This window comes from Bacillus alkalisoli, assembly GCF_002797415.1.
GTDB classification, from domain to species: Bacteria; Bacillota; Bacilli; order Bacillales; family Bacillaceae_I; genus Bacillus_CD; species Bacillus_CD alkalisoli.
Window position 1 is genome coordinate 1,624,943 of sequence record NZ_KZ454944.1, and the last position, 15,618, is coordinate 1,640,560.

Annotated in this window: 18 protein-coding genes and 1 riboswitch; of the genes, 17 read left to right on the top strand and 1 reads right to left on the bottom strand. The window is 36.0% G+C overall.

Features of this window, described 5'->3' with window-relative positions; all coding sequences use genetic code 11:
* Window positions 1-149 precede the first annotated feature (149 nt).
* From lysA to CDZ89_RS07980, 7 genes are all read left to right on the top strand, one after another.
* Window positions 150-1,469 (top strand): diaminopimelate decarboxylase, encoded by a 1,320-nt coding sequence (lysA, locus tag CDZ89_RS07950; protein WP_096153655.1) that lies wholly within the window; start codon window positions 150-152, stop codon window positions 1,467-1,469.
* A 152-nt stretch (window positions 1,470-1,621) separates the two neighbouring features.
* A complete protein-coding gene (locus CDZ89_RS07955) occupies window positions 1,622-2,059 on the top strand; it encodes a peptidylprolyl isomerase (protein ID WP_096153657.1) in 438 nt (145 codons plus the stop codon).
* 251 nt (window positions 2,060-2,310) lie between these two features.
* A riboswitch (FMN riboswitch) is annotated at window positions 2,311-2,463 on the top strand.
* 125 nt (window positions 2,464-2,588) lie between these two features.
* Window positions 2,589-3,674, top strand: coding sequence for a bifunctional diaminohydroxyphosphoribosylaminopyrimidine deaminase/5-amino-6-(5-phosphoribosylamino)uracil reductase RibD (ribD, locus tag CDZ89_RS07960; RefSeq protein WP_096153659.1), 1,086 nt, complete (start codon window positions 2,589-2,591; stop codon window positions 3,672-3,674).
* Window positions 3,675-3,836: 162 nt separating this feature from the next.
* Window positions 3,837-4,487, top strand: a complete 651-nt coding sequence (gene ribE / locus CDZ89_RS07965) for a riboflavin synthase (protein WP_096153661.1) — start codon at window positions 3,837-3,839, stop codon at window positions 4,485-4,487.
* Window positions 4,488-4,500: 13 nt separating this feature from the next.
* Window positions 4,501-5,703, top strand: coding sequence for a bifunctional 3,4-dihydroxy-2-butanone-4-phosphate synthase/GTP cyclohydrolase II (locus CDZ89_RS07970; RefSeq protein WP_100333478.1), 1,203 nt, complete (start codon window positions 4,501-4,503; stop codon window positions 5,701-5,703).
* Between the two features lie 38 nt (window positions 5,704-5,741).
* Window positions 5,742-6,206, top strand: a complete 465-nt coding sequence (gene ribH / locus CDZ89_RS07975; protein WP_096153664.1) for a 6,7-dimethyl-8-ribityllumazine synthase — start codon at window positions 5,742-5,744, stop codon at window positions 6,204-6,206.
* A 138-nt stretch (window positions 6,207-6,344) separates the two neighbouring features.
* Window positions 6,345-6,692 carry a GNAT family N-acetyltransferase gene (locus CDZ89_RS07980; RefSeq protein ID WP_096153666.1) on the top strand — a complete coding sequence of 116 codons (348 nt, stop codon included), beginning with the start codon at window positions 6,345-6,347 and terminating at the stop codon, window positions 6,690-6,692.
* A gap of 19 nt (window positions 6,693-6,711) precedes the next feature.
* On the opposite strand, the gene CDZ89_RS07985 is transcribed toward CDZ89_RS07980, so the two are convergent.
* Entirely contained in the window at window positions 6,712-7,227 is a 516-nt protein-coding gene (locus CDZ89_RS07985; RefSeq protein ID WP_096153667.1) for a DUF309 domain-containing protein, read from the bottom strand.
* Between the two features lie 139 nt (window positions 7,228-7,366).
* Between CDZ89_RS07985 and CDZ89_RS07990 the strand changes: the two genes are divergently transcribed.
* The 10 genes from CDZ89_RS07990 (at window position 7,367) to resA (ending at window position 15,606) form a co-directional block, all read left to right on the top strand.
* Window positions 7,367-8,143, top strand: coding sequence for a segregation/condensation protein A (locus tag CDZ89_RS07990; RefSeq protein ID WP_096153669.1), 777 nt, complete (start codon window positions 7,367-7,369; stop codon window positions 8,141-8,143).
* A complete protein-coding gene (gene scpB, locus CDZ89_RS07995; protein ID WP_096153671.1) occupies window positions 8,130-8,711 on the top strand; it encodes an SMC-Scp complex subunit ScpB in 582 nt (193 codons plus the stop codon). Before CDZ89_RS07990 ends, scpB begins: the two co-directional genes overlap by 14 nt.
* Window positions 8,712-9,028: 317 nt before the next feature.
* Window positions 9,029-9,463, top strand: a complete 435-nt coding sequence (locus CDZ89_RS08000; RefSeq protein WP_100333479.1) for a hypothetical protein — start codon at window positions 9,029-9,031, stop codon at window positions 9,461-9,463.
* Window positions 9,464-9,485: 22 nt separating this feature from the next.
* On the top strand, window positions 9,486-9,974 hold the full coding sequence (locus tag CDZ89_RS08005; RefSeq protein ID WP_100333480.1) for a YpuI family protein: 489 nt from the start codon (window positions 9,486-9,488) through the stop codon (window positions 9,972-9,974).
* 265 nt (window positions 9,975-10,239) lie between these two features.
* Complete coding sequence (locus CDZ89_RS08010; protein WP_406564879.1) at window positions 10,240-11,112, top strand: superoxide dismutase; 873 nt, start codon at window positions 10,240-10,242, stop codon at window positions 11,110-11,112.
* Between the two features lie 285 nt (window positions 11,113-11,397).
* Window positions 11,398-12,558 carry a D-alanyl-D-alanine carboxypeptidase family protein gene (locus CDZ89_RS08015; protein ID WP_227521465.1) on the top strand — a complete coding sequence of 387 codons (1,161 nt, stop codon included), beginning with the start codon at window positions 11,398-11,400 and terminating at the stop codon, window positions 12,556-12,558.
* Window positions 12,551-13,144, top strand: a complete 594-nt coding sequence (locus CDZ89_RS08020) for a nucleoside recognition domain-containing protein (protein WP_096153676.1) — start codon at window positions 12,551-12,553, stop codon at window positions 13,142-13,144. The genes CDZ89_RS08015 and CDZ89_RS08020 overlap by 8 nt, the downstream gene beginning before the upstream one ends.
* Window positions 13,144-13,677: a spore maturation protein gene (locus tag CDZ89_RS08025; protein WP_096153678.1), complete on the top strand. Its 534-nt coding sequence runs from the start codon at window positions 13,144-13,146 to the stop codon at window positions 13,675-13,677. Before CDZ89_RS08020 ends, CDZ89_RS08025 begins: the two co-directional genes overlap by 1 nt.
* A 346-nt stretch (window positions 13,678-14,023) precedes the next feature.
* Window positions 14,024-14,752: a pseudouridine synthase gene (locus tag CDZ89_RS08030; protein ID WP_096153680.1), complete on the top strand. Its 729-nt coding sequence runs from the start codon at window positions 14,024-14,026 to the stop codon at window positions 14,750-14,752.
* Between the two features lie 317 nt (window positions 14,753-15,069).
* Window positions 15,070-15,606, top strand: a complete 537-nt coding sequence (gene resA / locus CDZ89_RS08035; protein WP_096153682.1) for a thiol-disulfide oxidoreductase ResA — start codon at window positions 15,070-15,072, stop codon at window positions 15,604-15,606.
* Window positions 15,607-15,618: the final 12 nt, after the last annotated feature.

The window sequence follows — 15,618 nt, forward strand, 5'->3', positions numbered from 1 at the left end:
CGAAAGACAGCTAAAAGAAGTTTTAGCTGTCTTTTCCAATATAAACAAGTTTTACGAGTTTGAACTAGTACAATTGCCCTGTCCAAAAATGTGACAAGCGAATACTGTACTAGAAAGAGCACAGATTATAACAGTTAGGGGTAGCGAGAATGCATTTTTATGGTAGCAGTTCGGTAAATAGCAAAGGACATTTAACAATTGGTGGAGTAGATACAATCGATTTAGCAACACAATATGGTACACCACTTTATATATTTGATGTAGCATTAATTAGAGAAAGAGCCAAACAGTTTCGTGACACGTTTTTAAACTTAGGTGTAAAAGCACAAGTTGCCTACGCTAGCAAAGCATTCTCAACGATTGCAATGGTTCAACTAGCAGAAGAAGAAGGTTTGTCATTAGATGTAGTTTCATCAGGTGAATTATTCACAGCATTAAAGGCTGGTTTTCCAGTAAAAAAAATTCATTTCCATGGCAACAATAAAAGTGCAGAAGAATTAGAAATGGCTGTAGTTAATAAAATTGGTTGTGTGGTAGTTGATAATTTTCTAGAGTTATCTCTATTAACGAGTATTTGTGCTAGACATGAATATAACATGCCAATCTTACTACGTTTAACGCCTGGAATTGAAGCGCATACACACGATTACATTTTAACAGGACAAGAAGATTCAAAGTTTGGTTTCGACTTACAAAGTGGGCAAGCATTTGAAGCGATGCAATTAGCTGAAAATTCAGCGCATGTAACGTTGCTAGGAATTCACTGTCATATTGGCTCTCAAATATTCGAAACGACTGGTTTTAAAGTGGCAGCAGAAAAAATGTTTGCAACATTGAACGACTGGAAAGAACGAGCAGGATTTGAGGCGAGGGTTGTTAACTTAGGTGGTGGGTTTGGAATCCGATACACAGAAGAGGACGATCCAATACCTGTTTCTATTTATGTAGAAGAAATTATCGGCCAAGTACAAAATTATATTGCCAAATATGATATGAAAATGCCAGAAATATGGATTGAGCCAGGACGCTCATTAGTTGGTGACGCTGGAACGACCATTTATTCGATCGGAGCAAGAAAAGAAATACCGAATGTTCGCACATATGTATCAGTTAACGGTGGTATGAGTGACAACTTGCGTCCTGCTTTATATCAAGCAAAATACGAAGCGGTTTTAGCAAATCGAGTGGAAGATTCAAAAGAAGAAACTGTATCTATTGCTGGTAAAGCTTGTGAATCAGGTGACATGTTAATTTGGGACATTGAGCTACCAAAAACAACCGAAGATGACTACTTGGCTGTTTTTTGTACAGGGGCTTACGGCTACTCTATGTCCAACAACTATAACCGTATTGCACGACCTGCAGTAGTATTCGTAGAAAACGGGGAAGCTAACTTAGTTGTGAAAAGAGAAAGCTTAGAAGACATAGTAAGACTGGACTTACCATTAAACTCAAAAGTGTTAAAATAACTAACAATTGGTGCCTACTTCATTGGTGAAGTAGGTACTTTGTTATGTTCAGATAATACGGGGAATTATCGGATTACTTTTCTATTTGTACAAAATATAGTACTATAAATAAGGTTACATAAAATAATGGTGAAAATTAGGAGGTTATACATATGAAAAAAGCTAGCATTCTTATGGAAAATGGCGAAACGATTTTAATTGACTTATTCGAAAACGAAGCATCTGGTACAGTTGCTAACTTCGAAAAATTAGCAAACGAAGGTTTCTACAACGGTTTAAATTTCCACCGCGTAATCCCTGGATTCGTATCTCAAGGTGGTTGCCCGAACGGAATGGGTACAGGTGGCCCTGGCTACTCAATTAAGTGTGAAACGGAAGGTAACCCTCATAAGCATGTACCAGGATCTCTTTCTATGGCACACGCTGGAAAAGATACTGGTGGAAGCCAATTCTTCATCGTACACGATTCTCAACCACACTTAAACGGTGTACACACTGTATTCGGTCAAGTAACTGAAGGACTAGAAACAGCGCTTAAAATGAAAAATGGCGATGTAATGAAAGAAGTTAAAGTTTGGGACGAAGCATAATATAAAAGTATAATCATCAGAGAAAAAGACTTAGCATTCGTGTTAAGTCTTTTTCTAGCCATTTGATTGTAGGTTTGCGGAGGGAATGTAATGCAAAAAACAAACTGGATTTTATTTGGTATTTTAGTAGGTATGTCGCTTGTTTGGGGATTAATTTACTGGTTCTTTATTGTGTGATTATCGAGTATAAAAGCATTTATGTTTCATAAGACAGCCCATGTATGCTATCATTAATTAATACAACTACATATAATGTCCTTCGGGGGTGGGTGGAATTCCCTACCGGCGGTGATGAAGTAAACTTTACTTCTTAGTCCGTGACCCAATTTCTTATTTATAGGAAATTGGTGGATCTGGTGAAACTCCAGGGCCGACAGTGAAAGTCTGGATGGGAGAAGGATTTAATTGCAAAAGTAGAAAAAAATCATATTTTTTTCTGCTTATTTGAGTATGCAATAAATCTAATTTTTACACCGAGGACAACTTTTCCTGGGTGTTTTTTATATTTGAAATGAGAGGTGGTGAGAGGATGAACCATTCTTTTTACATGAAATTTGCCATTGATTTAGCAGAAAAAGCGAGAGGGCAAACATCTCCTAACCCCGCAGTAGGGGCAGTAGTTGTGAAAAATGGAGAAATCATAGGATTTGGCGCACACCTTAAAGCTGGAGAAGGCCACGCCGAAGTGCTTGCGATGCAGATGGCTGGTGATAAGGCGGTAGGTTCGACAGTGTATGTTACATTAGAGCCTTGTAGCCATTATGGTAAAACACCACCTTGTGCAAATTTACTTATTGATAAGAAAGTATCAAAAGTTGTAATAGCTTCCCTAGATCCAAACCCGTTAGTTAGTGGAAATGGAGTTAAAAGGTTAAAGGAATCTGGTATTGAGGTTATTGTTGGTGTTGAAGAGGATTCTGCTAAAAAACTAAATGATGTTTTCTTTTATAATATGCAAACGAAGGAACCGTTTGTTACGGTGAAAACAGCTATAAGTCTTGATGGAAAAACGGCAACACATACAGGTGAAAGTAAATGGATTACAGGTGAAGAAGCACGCTATGATGTTCATACATATCGCCACTGGCATGATGCTATTTTAGTTGGTGTGAATACAGTTATAGCAGACGATCCTAGTTTAACAACTAGACTAGATAGTGGTGGTAAAAATCCAATTAGAATAGTTTTGGATACTTCTTTAAGGATACCAACTAAATCGAACGTTCTAACAGATAAAGAAGCTCCTACTTGGATTATTACTAGTCTGATGGCATCGCAAGACAAAATAAAAGAATTAAATAAAAATCATTTAGTAGAAGTAATCCAATTAGAATCTAACGAACTTAAAATAAGTGCTGTTTTAAAACTGTTAGGAAAACGAGGAATAACATCATTATTTGTTGAAGGTGGAGCGACTGTTAATGGAAGTTTCCTTAAAGAAAAGAAAATCAACCAACTTATCACCTATATCGCACCAACATTAATTGGCGGAGGAAAAGCACCTACCTCTTTCGGTGGAGAAGGATTTCAAAAGATGGTAGAAACGCTCTCCCTGTCATTCGAAGAAGTATCTATGATTGGAAACGATATAAAGATAATTGCCAAAATTAGATGACTCTATAACGAATACGGTTCGTTTAATGAAAAAAGAATATTTTAAAGTACTACATATATATGTTCGTTTATTGAGTTGTATAAATACAGAAAATGGTGCCATCAATCGTTTTTCGTATAGTGCTCATACAATCTGAAACGGACTCAGATAGGAGAGTTATATATGTTTACAGGTATCATTGAAGAAATAGGTATCGTTAAAAGTATGAAACAAGGGGAAAACTCTATAGTGTTTTCCATTGGAGCAGATATAATATTAGATGATGTTCGTTTAGGGGATAGTATTGCAGTAAATGGAGTTTGTCTAACAGTAACCTCATTTAATAAAAATAAGTTTACAGTAGATGTTATGCCAGAGACCGTTCGTGCGACATCTTTAAGTACTCTTAAACAAGGTTCGACTGTTAACTTAGAAAGAGCTATGCAAGCAAACGGTCGATTCGGAGGACATTTTGTCAGCGGTCATGTAGATGGTATAGGAACAATTATGAAAAAGCAAAGGGTATCCAATGCTGTCTATTATGATATAAAAGTAGAAAATGCTTTACACGATTATATGATGTTAAAAGGTTCTGTAACGGTTGATGGTACTAGCTTAACAGTTTTTGGAGTTGGTGAAGATACTTTTACTATTTCTTTAATCCCTCATACATTAAATGAAACAATACTCGGGAAAAAAGAAATTGGTGACATTGTAAATATAGAATGCGATATGTTAGCTAAATATATAAACCATTTACTTTCTAAGAAAACAAAGACACTACATAAATCATCACTGTCTGAAAGTTTTCTAGAAGAGCATGGATTTAAGTAAGGTGGTGGATAGGATGGAAAAGAATTTTAATACAATTGAAGATGCATTAAAAGATTTAATGGACGGTAAAGTAGTGATTGTTTGTGATGATGAAGATAGAGAAAATGAGGGCGATTTTGTTTCTATCGCGGAAAAAACAACTCCAGAAGTAATTAATTTCATGGCAACTCATGGTAGAGGATTGATTTGTGTCCCAGTAATGGAGGATTTGGCAAATAAACTGCAACTAACTCCAATGGTAAATCATAATACTGATTCACATGGTACAGCTTTTACAGTAAGTATCGACCATAAATCTACAACAACAGGTATCAGTGCTTTTGAACGATCAACTACTGTACTAGAGATGCTTTCCCCTGAAGCAAAAGTTTTTGATTTTAAAAGACCTGGTCATATTTTTCCGCTTGTAGCCAAAAAAGGCGGCGTACTTAGAAGAGCAGGTCATACAGAAGCGGCAGTTGATTTAGCGTTTCTTTGTGGAGCAAAACCTGCAGGAGTAATTTGTGAAATTATGAATGAAGATGGTACGATGGCACGAGTTCCCGAGCTAAAGGAGATTGCCAAGAAGTTTGACTTGAAGATGATTACCATTAAAGACTTAATACAATATCGAAATAAAAAAGATAGGCTCATTAATCGCGAAGTGGAAATAGAGCTACCAACGGAATTTGGCAACTTTAAAGCAATAGGTTATTCCAATATTTTAGATGGAAAAGAGCATATAGCATTAGTAAAAGGAGATATAGACCCTACAGAACCAACAATGGTAAGAGTACATTCTGAGTGTTTAACTGGTGATGTGTTTGGGTCAAACCGTTGTGATTGTGGACCTCAGTTACATGCAGCACTTTCTCAGATTGAAAAAGAAGGTAGAGGCGTCTTGTTATATATGAGGCAAGAAGGTAGAGGGATTGGTCTCCTAAATAAAATGAGAGCATATAAGCTACAAGAAGAAGGCTACGATACGGTTGAGGCTAATGAAAAATTAGGCTTTGCAGCTGATCTAAGAGATTACGGCATAGGGGCACAAATCCTAAGAGACTTAGGAGTTTCAAAAATGAAATTATTGACGAACAACCCTAGAAAAATAAAAGGGCTAAATGGGTATGAATTAGAGGTCGTAGATAGAATTCCAATTCAAATGCCTACAAAGCTTGAAAATGAAAACTATTTGAAAACAAAAAATAGCAAATTAGGTCACATGCTTCATTTCTAAATTATAAATTTAAAATATACTATAGAGGAGTAAATAAAATGAGTAAAATTTTTGAAGGAAACTTAGTTGGTACTGGTTTAAAAGTTGGTATAGTTGTTGGAAGGTTTAATGAGTTCATTACAAGTAAACTATTAGGCGGAGCGCAAGATGCTTTAAAGAGACATGGTGTAAACGAATCTGATGTGGATGTTGCTTGGGTACCAGGTGCTTTTGAAATTCCATTAGTAGCAAAAAAGTTAGCTGATTCAAACAAATATGATGCGATTATTACTCTAGGAACTGTAATTCGTGGAGCTACGCCGCATTTTGATTTTGTTTGTAACGAAGCTGCTAAAGGAGTTTCCGCTGCTTCTATGCAATCAGGAATCCCTGTAATCTTTGGTGTATTAACAACGGAAACAATTGAACAAGCTATTGAAAGAGCGGGAACAAAAGCAGGAAATAAAGGGTGGGAAGCCGCAGCCGCAGCAATTGAAATGGCGAATTTGTTAAGAGAAATATAATTTTTCGTAAAAAAGGTATACATTTGTCAAGGCATTGGATAAAATGTATACTTAGTAACGTTAGCTTTTTATTTTAATATTATAAAGCAAACGGATTAAAATTAACTTTGAAGTTTCACCGATTTGAGGGGTAAATTTATGTTAATTCGATACAAGAAAAGCTTCGAAAAGATTGCAATGGGTCTAATGTCTTTTATGCCTACAGAAAAAGACTTGAAAAAGTTGCAATGTACAATGAAAGAATATGAGGAAAATGATTCTTGGCATCTTTTCTTATGGAAAGAAGAAGATGATGTGATTGGAATCATTGGAATGGGGCTAACGGATGAATTGTTGACGATTCAACATATTAGCGTTAATCCGTCTCATCGACAACTTGGTATTGGAAAACAAATGGTTTGTGCCTTAAGAAACATCTATCCTAACCACACTTTAAAAGCAACGGAACATACAGCAGCATTTATTGATAAATGCGACCTAGAATAAGAAACAACCAAGCACTGAACTAATCAGTGCTATTTTTTTTGCGTTTTAATCTAGTTTCTCTCTCTAAAATGACTTCGGAACGATCCCTTAAGGTATGTTTATTTATTAAATATAAATTCGTTAAATCACTCTTTGTTCCCCAAGGCACCTCTTTCTTTCGTTCACACAAAGAGATTAAAGAAGTATTTTTTACAGGGAGATTTAAACTCTCGTATGGCTCGTCATTCTCCACTTTAACAATGTACGCTTCTAACGTTTTCTTCAACTTTAAACTATCAAGACCAAGAGACTCTACAACTGAATTCTGATTAGACAGAATGGTTAATGCATTTTGTAGCATCCGTAAAGCGCCTTTCTTGTTACCTCTTCTATGATGGTAAAGTCCCACCGCAATTTGTATAAATCCAACCCAATGAATTTCTCGTTCTTCTGCAGGTTTTTCTTTCCAATATTCTTCTAACACTTCATGACATTCAAAATAATCTCTTGCACAATGAAAATAATAAAGATAATCTAAATAAGGCTTAGGGTACAATATAAACCACTCCAATATAAGGATAATAATTTCATTCTACCATAGTGATGTAAGCTCTATAAAATATATGAATTATACTATATACTATGAAGTAGTTTTATTATTATCAATGCTTTTAGAAGATAAGGATGAATAGGAAATGCAAGAATATAATGTCAAAATTGATGCCTTTGAAGGCCCGCTCGACTTACTCCTACATTTAATAAATCGACTAGAAATAGATATATACAATATCCCAGTTGCTCAAATTACAGAGCAGTATTTATTATACATACATACGATGAAAGAGTTACAACTGGATGTTGCTAGTGAGTATTTAGTAATGGCAGCAACTTTACTTGAAATTAAAAGCAAAATGCTTCTTCCAAAACATGAGGAAGAATTATTCGATGATCAAGATGAGTTTGGTGATTACGAAGAAGATCCTCGGGAAGAGTTAATGAATCGACTAATTGAATATCGAAAATATAAAGAGGCAGCAGAAGATTTAAAAGAAATGGAAACAGAACGGAATGAATATTTTACAAAACCACCAAGTGACTTAAGCGAATTTATAAAACAAGTGGAGCCTCAAGAAGTGAAGTTAGATGTCTCGCTTTACGATCTGTTAGGAGCATTTCAAAAATTAATGCGCCGAAAGAAATTACAAAAGCCATTACAAACAAAAATTACACGACAAGAAATCCCAATTGAACGACGAATGCAAGAACTGTTGGAAGATTTAAAGAAAAGTGGCAAAAGAAAACACTTTTTTGATTTATTTCCTAGTGTCAACAAAGAATATATTGTCGTAACATTTTTAGCCATTTTAGAACTGCTTAAAAAGAATGAAATTATTTTGGAACAAGAAGATAACTTTGATGACATTTATGTCGCATACAACAAGGGAGGAAGCGAGAGTTTTGGAGATTATTAATTGGAAAGCGATTTTAGAAGGATTACTTTTTGCAGCAGGAGATGAAGGGCTATCATTAAAACAAATTGTCTCTGTTCTAGAAGTAGATGAGACAGTTGCGATGGAAACAGTTAGAGGATTGCAAAAAGATTATGAAAGCAGTAAAAGGGGTATTACGATAATAGAGTTGGCGGGCACATACCAACTTACTACGAAAAAAGAACACGCCCCATATTTAAAACGTCTCGTTGAATCACCTGCATCCACTACATTATCCCAAGCGGCGTTAGAAACGTTAGCGATTGTGGCATACAAACAACCAATCACAAGAACAGAAATGGAAGAAATTCGTGGCGTAAAAACAGAACGACCAATCCATACGTTAGTGGGGAAAGCGCTAATCAAAGAAGTCGGTCGTGCAGAAGGAACTGGACGTGCCATTTTATATGGTACGACGAAAGAGTTTTTAGATTGTTTCGGCCTTAAAGACTTAGGTGAACTTCCAGAGTTGAAACTATCAGACGAAGACGACCTTTCCAACGAGGCCGACCTATTTTTCGAAAGATTCCAAGAAACATTGGAATCATAACGCTATTCAGAATATTTATGGTAAAATATATTTATGATATTTGTATTTTACGTAAATCTTGCTGTTTTTTTATTCAAAGCCTAGAGTGAATTGGAGCGAAAGGCACTGGACTCCTGTGGGACATAGAGGAAAGGGCGAGACCCCGCAGACGGTACGTCGAGGAGTAGGTTTTTTCACGATAGTGAAAATAACCTTCCCCTGCGCTCCCCACGGAAAGCCAGTGCCTGTAGCGGAAATGAACGGGCAAAGTAATAATATAAATATTAGAATAGATTCGTAAAAGCCAATAAATATATGTCATTCATAGGGGTGGAACGGTGATTATTAAAAAAGCAATAGGCTACGAACTTGAAAAAGCACAATCCAATACATCAGAAGACTTCTTCAATCGTTCTGAAGTTACATTTCTAGACGAAGAAGTTGAAAAGACGTTTCATGTACTGTATGTAAGGTACTTCGAAGAAACTTTTGCTGACTATGTAGAAACAGAAGCGAAAACAAATCCACTTTTCACTGTAAATGGAAAACAAATTAATTTTAGAGACGTCGTAGCATTAACTTGTTTAATCAAAAACACAAGTTACAAAAACAGAAAAAGACTATACATAAATGTAAAAGAAGACATGGAAAAGTACTTTCATAACGTAAATATTAATAAACTAAAAGAAATCTATGAAGCACTAGAGTCAAAAGGAGAGTACAATCTTACTTCTCCATTAAGCTTCCTGAAAGATTCTGAAGTAGTAAGATAAAAAATAGGAGGGTTTTTCTTTCATGGCAAATTCTATGGTCATTTCGCAAATGCAACAAGTGGAACAGTTTTTAAAAGCCACGGTTATCGAGTTAAATGATTTTCTAAACAACACGACACTTCCTAAATTAGTAGATGAATGTGACGCAAGTGAAGGCTACGTAAATCAACTTTTAATGACCGTTCGTAGGTTAGTTGTATTTTGTGATGAAGGGCATCAAGCTTGCCAAGTTTTATTGACTAGTGAACCATTCCGTAAATCAGCAGCCGAGAAAGTTCTATATACGATTTTCCATCAATGTGTGGAAGAATTTTTCTCACCTAAAAATGATGCATGGTTTGAAGATAGTCGCTTTGCCTACACTGGAAAAGATGCTGTTCAATTTCATGAAACACCTCCAGCTTCTTTACAAAAAGTAATTCGTTCATTAGAAAATAACTTTCAAACGATCCGTGAAGAATTACAATATTTCGAAACAGACTACCGCACGAAAATGTTACAAAGTAAATAAAATGAAAAAAACTTAGAGATGTATGTGTCTCTAAGTTTTTTTAGTTTTGGATGTGTTAGCTTACTGTTGTTATAATTACTAATAAGCTGTTGATTTCCGGGCAAGGCTGCCCGCGGAAAGCTAAGTCTTGCCCGGAAATCAACAGCGGTCTTTATTACAGCCTTGTTTTTTAAAAAAGTCAGTTTGCTCTCTTTCATGTACAACTCACCAAGAGAAGCCTTTCCTGCATACGATACAAAGATGATGCAAAGGGGAGGGAGTAAGCTTGCACGATAATCAGCAAGTTTTTCAACAATATTTACAAGAAGTAAGACTATGGTGTGAAGGTATATTGTCTATAGAATGGGAAGACAGAGATTCAACGCTTTTTCATACGGAACACTTGTTAGCAAAAGTAGAAGAATTACAGTGCTATGACTATATCTCTGAAATGGATGTCCTAGATGTAAAAAGAATATTAGACGAAATTAGCAGCACGCTTGGAATTCAAGAAGATAGAACGTCCAGTAGGCGAGTTCCGATTGGAGAACATAAGCTACCGCCACTACCGTACAGATATAATGCTTTAGAGCCTTATATCTCAAGAGAAATAATGGAGTTGCATCATACACGTCATCATAAAGCATATGTAGATGGCTTAAACAAAGCAGAAAAAGAAATGCAAAAGGCAAGAGAAAATAATAACTTTGATTTAATTAAACATTGGTCAAGGGAAGCGACATTCCATGGGTCAGGTCATTATTTGCACACGATGTTCTGGGATAACATGTCACCAAAAGGCGGTGGCCAACCTAGTGGTACGCTTGCAAAACAAATCAACTTAGATTTTGGTAGTTTTGATAAGTTTAAGTTACATTTCACAGAAGCAGCCGATAAAGTAGAAGGTGTTGGCTGGGCACTATTAGTTTGGTCACCAAGAGCACACCGTCTAGAAATCTTGCAAACGGAAAAACAGCAATTGTTTACTCAATGGGATACAATTCCGCTGCTAGGCCTTGATATGTGGGAACATGCATATTACTTGCAATATAAAGCGGACAAAAAAGATTATATTGAAAATTGGTGGAATATCGTAAATTGGAAAGACGTAGAAAAGCGATTTTCAGAAGCATCCAAACTAAAGTGGCAATCGTTTTAACACATCGCTTTGAGAGCTCCCATACATCTAGGGGGCTTTTTTCTATTTTCCTATTCATATTTGGACAGGTCGTGCATAAATTGGCTAATAAGAGCTTTCTTTTTAGTTTAAATGCTTCCTATTCGCCAATCAATCTACTAACACACATCGAAAAATCATAGCCACAAACATACTGAAAAGAAAAACTATTTACGGAAAAATGAGTATTAACTTTTTAAAAAGAAGCATAGTCAAAGAAGCCAATACAAAAAAGTATAGACACAATTGTAAAAGGATGGGGATGTAATGTTTCGAGTAAAGTGGATGTTTATTTTATGGACAATCTTTTTTGTTGCAATAGCGAGCATAATCGCTCCAGCAAAAAAAGAAGCAGCTCCCATCGGTGTTACAGCTCGTAATGCGATATTAATGGAGCAAGAAAGCGGAAGAATCATTTTTGAAAAGGCTGCACATGATAAACATCGAATAGCAAGTATTACGAAAGTAATGACTTCAATTTTAGCAGTTGAATCTGGCAAACTCGATGAAATGGTAACAGTTAGCAACAAGGCGGTCCGTACAGAAGGCTCTTCCATTTATTTAAAACCAGGTGAAAAAATAAAACTAGAACATTTAGTATACGGACTTATGTTACGTTCAGGAAATGATTCAGCAGTTGCGATAGCAGAGCATGTTGGAGGTAGTTTAGAAGGTTTTGTCTATTTAATGAACCAAAAAGCTGCCGAAATCGGAATGCTGAACACAGAGTTTGCCAATCCACACGGATTAGATGATCACGAGAACCACTATAGCACGGCTTATGATATGGCAATGCTTACTCGCTATGCGATGAATAACGAAAAATTCCAAGAAATTTTTGGTACAAAAGTTCACAAAGCACCTGGACCTCCAGATGAGAACTGGGATCGCAATTGGACAAATAAACATCGTCTTGTAACTGGAATGTATTCATATACAACAGGCGGGAAAACTGGTTTTACAAAACGTGCAAAAAGAACGCTTATATCTACTGCAGAAAAAAATGGTTTACAGTTAATTGCCGTAACCCTACATGATCCAGACGATTGGAAAGATCATATCTTTATGTTTAACAGAGCATTTCAAGATTACCAACTTTACAATCTAGCATCAAAAGGGACATTAAAACTGGTGAAAGACGATTTTTATAAAAATAAAGTAAAATTAGATCGTGACGTAAATTATCCTCTTACTTCAAAAGAAAGAGAAAATGTTCGTATAAATATATCCATGTTAACTCCTGAAAAAAGTTGGGATAGTGAAGAAAGCATACCAGATGTTGTCGGGAAATTCACGATCATTTCAAACGATGAAGTACTAACTGAAGTACCAATTTACTATGATAAAGAAGATGAGCCGAAGAAAAGCTTTTGGTCTTTATTTAAAGATATATTCTTTATCTTTACAGGAATGAAGACGGATGGTTAACATCATTTGGGTTGCCTTGACCGTTATAGGAATAGCATTTGCAATGATTAATGGAACAATGGCAGAAGTAAATGAGGCAGTGTTTAAAGGGGCAAAAGAGGCGGTTACAATCTGCATTGGATTTATTAGTGTGCTAGTTTTTTGGTTAGGCTTAATGAAAATTGCTCAAGCGTCTGGCTTATTAGAAAAATTAGCACAACTGTTTCGACCGCTAGTCGTAAGACTTTTCCCAGAGGTGCCAGTCAATCATCCTGCAATGGGGTATATGCTATCAAATATGATTGCCAATATGTTTGGACTTGGAAATGCTGCAACTCCAATGGGGATTAAAGCGATGGAGCAATTAAAAGAATTAAACGGTGGCAAAAATGAAGCAAGTCGATCCATGATTACTTTTTTGGCTATTAATACATCGAGCTTGACATTAATACCTACAACGGTAATTGCTATTCGTATGACTTATGAATCAAGTGCCCCAACAGAAATTGTCGGCACGACACTTATTGCAACCCTATTTTCCACAATCGCAGCAATCGCGATAGACCGTTTTTTCTATTATAGAAGAGTGAGAAGAGGTGCTAGTTAATGGAGTTCATTTCACTCGTCTCATTATGGATCATACCAGTGATCATTTGTACAATCCTGCTTTATGGCACGTATAAACAAGTGCCAACGTATGAAACGTTTGTAGAAGGTGGAAAAGAAGGGATAAAAATTGCTGTATCTATTATTCCGTTCTTAGTAGGGATGTTAGTGGCCATCTCTATCTTTCGTGCTTCTGGAGCACTAGACTTTATCATTGACTTACTAAGACCTGCTTTATATGCATTGGGCGTACCTCCTGAGATTGTTCCACTTGCCTTAATCCGTCCAATCTCTGGAACGGCAGCTCTTGGAATGACTACAGATATCATTGCGACACATGGGCCAGATTCTTTTATTGGTAGACTAGCCTCTACGATGCAAGGTAGTACTGATACGACACTTTATGTCTTAACAGTATACTTCGGTGCAGTTGGAATAAAGAAAATGGGTGACGCGCTAAAAGTTGGACTTCTAGCAGACCTTGTTGGTATTATAGTAGCCATTGTAGTTGTTATTTTAATATTTGGAATGTGAGTGAGTTTCATAATGTACAAATACTATACGAAAAACGAATCATATAAGAACTTATTTTTAAGAAATTTTTTATTTAACGAACGTAAAAAAATTTTTTCGAACTAAATCTTCGTTTTTCACGAAACGAAACGATTCATGTAAAACGCTAACGCCGTTAGCGTTTATTTCTTTTTTTATGAAAAAAAGTGTACAATAGAAGTTAGACTTCTATAGGAAGAAATTATTTTTTTTGAAGTAAGGCGATCAAATCCCACCTAGCCATATAAAAAGGCATTTCGGTGGGCATGTTTATGTTCACTATTTCAATGTAAAAATAAAGGTACAAATATATTAATGAGGTGAAACGATGGAACGTTTACAAAAAGTGATAGCACGTGCAGGAATTACATCGAGAAGAAAGGCAGAACAATTAATTTTAGATGGAAGAGTTACGGTAAATGGCAAAGTGGTGAAAGAATTAGGAGTTAAAGTTACATCCAACGATAAAATTGAAGTAGAAGGAATTCCATTAGAAAGAGAAAAGCCAGTCTACTTTGCGATGTATAAACCAAGAGGTGTAATTTCTAGTGTAAGTGACGATAAAGGTAGAAAGGTAGTTACTGATTTCTTACCAGAAATTCAGGAGCGCATTTATCCGGTAGGTCGTCTTGATTACGATACTTCAGGATTATTAGTACTTACAAATGACGGCGATTTTGCCAATGCACTTATGCATCCTAAATATGAAGTGGACAAGCAATATATTGCGAAAGTAAAAGGCGTTTTAACGAAAGAGGCAATACGAAGCTTAGAGCGTGGTGTTGTCCTAGAAGATGGTAAAACGTCGCCAGCTAAAGTGAAAATAATTTCTTCTGATAAAAAGAAAAACACATCAATCTATGAAGTTGTTATTCACGAAGGACGTAATCGCCAAGTACGCCGCATGTTCGAAGCGCTTGGTCATCCTGTAATTAAACTAAGAAGAGAAAAGTACGGTTTCTTAACATTACAAGGCTTACAACCAGGCGAAGCTCGTGAACTAACACCACACGAAGTAAAACAACTTAGAGCACTAGCAACTACTAAACCTAGATAAGCGTTGTAAAAGAGTCTGGTTGTAACATAAAACTAGTGAAGTGTAACATAAAACGCACTTGGTGTAGCATAAAGAGCAGAAGGTGTAGCATAAAACGAAAAAAGTGTAGCTAAAGAGCCAGTGGTGTAACAGAAATCTTGCGAAGTGTAACATAAAACGCTCCAGGTGTAACAAAAAATGTACAAGGTGTAACATAAAAAAGTGGAGTATATGAAATAAAAACTGTCACATAAGGTTCATATTCTTTTCACTATGAGAAAAGTGGTAAATGTTATAATATCGTAGATGAATACTAGATAAGGATAGGGGAGTCTTCGTTGGATAAAAGAAAGAGACTTATAATGAGATCTGTCATTCTTGTTCTCCTATTAGTTGCAATAGGCTATACCATTTACACTAGTGTGTTTAATAATCAACGAGACGTAGTTAATATTGGAGATACTGCACCAAACTTTTCTTTAGTAGACCTTGAAGGAAATACAGTAATGCTTTCAGACTTACGTGGGAAAGGTGTATTTCTTAACTTCTGGGGAACTTGGTGTAAGCCGTGTGAGCGTGAAATGCCTTATATGGAAAACCAATACAATGTCTTTAAAGATAAAGGTGTAGAGATTGTTGCAGTTAATATCCAAGAGACGGATTTAGTAGTAGAAAGATTCAGAGATAGATACGGCCTTACATTTCCTATTGCCATTGATAGAGACCGACAAGTATTGAATGCATATGGTGTTCAACCGTTGCCAACAACCTTTTTGATTGATGAAAACGGGGTTGTCGTGTATAAGATATCAAGTGAACTATCAGAAAAAATGATTATAGAAATGATGGAACGTATAGTGCCGAATCAACAATAATAGGGAGTTTTT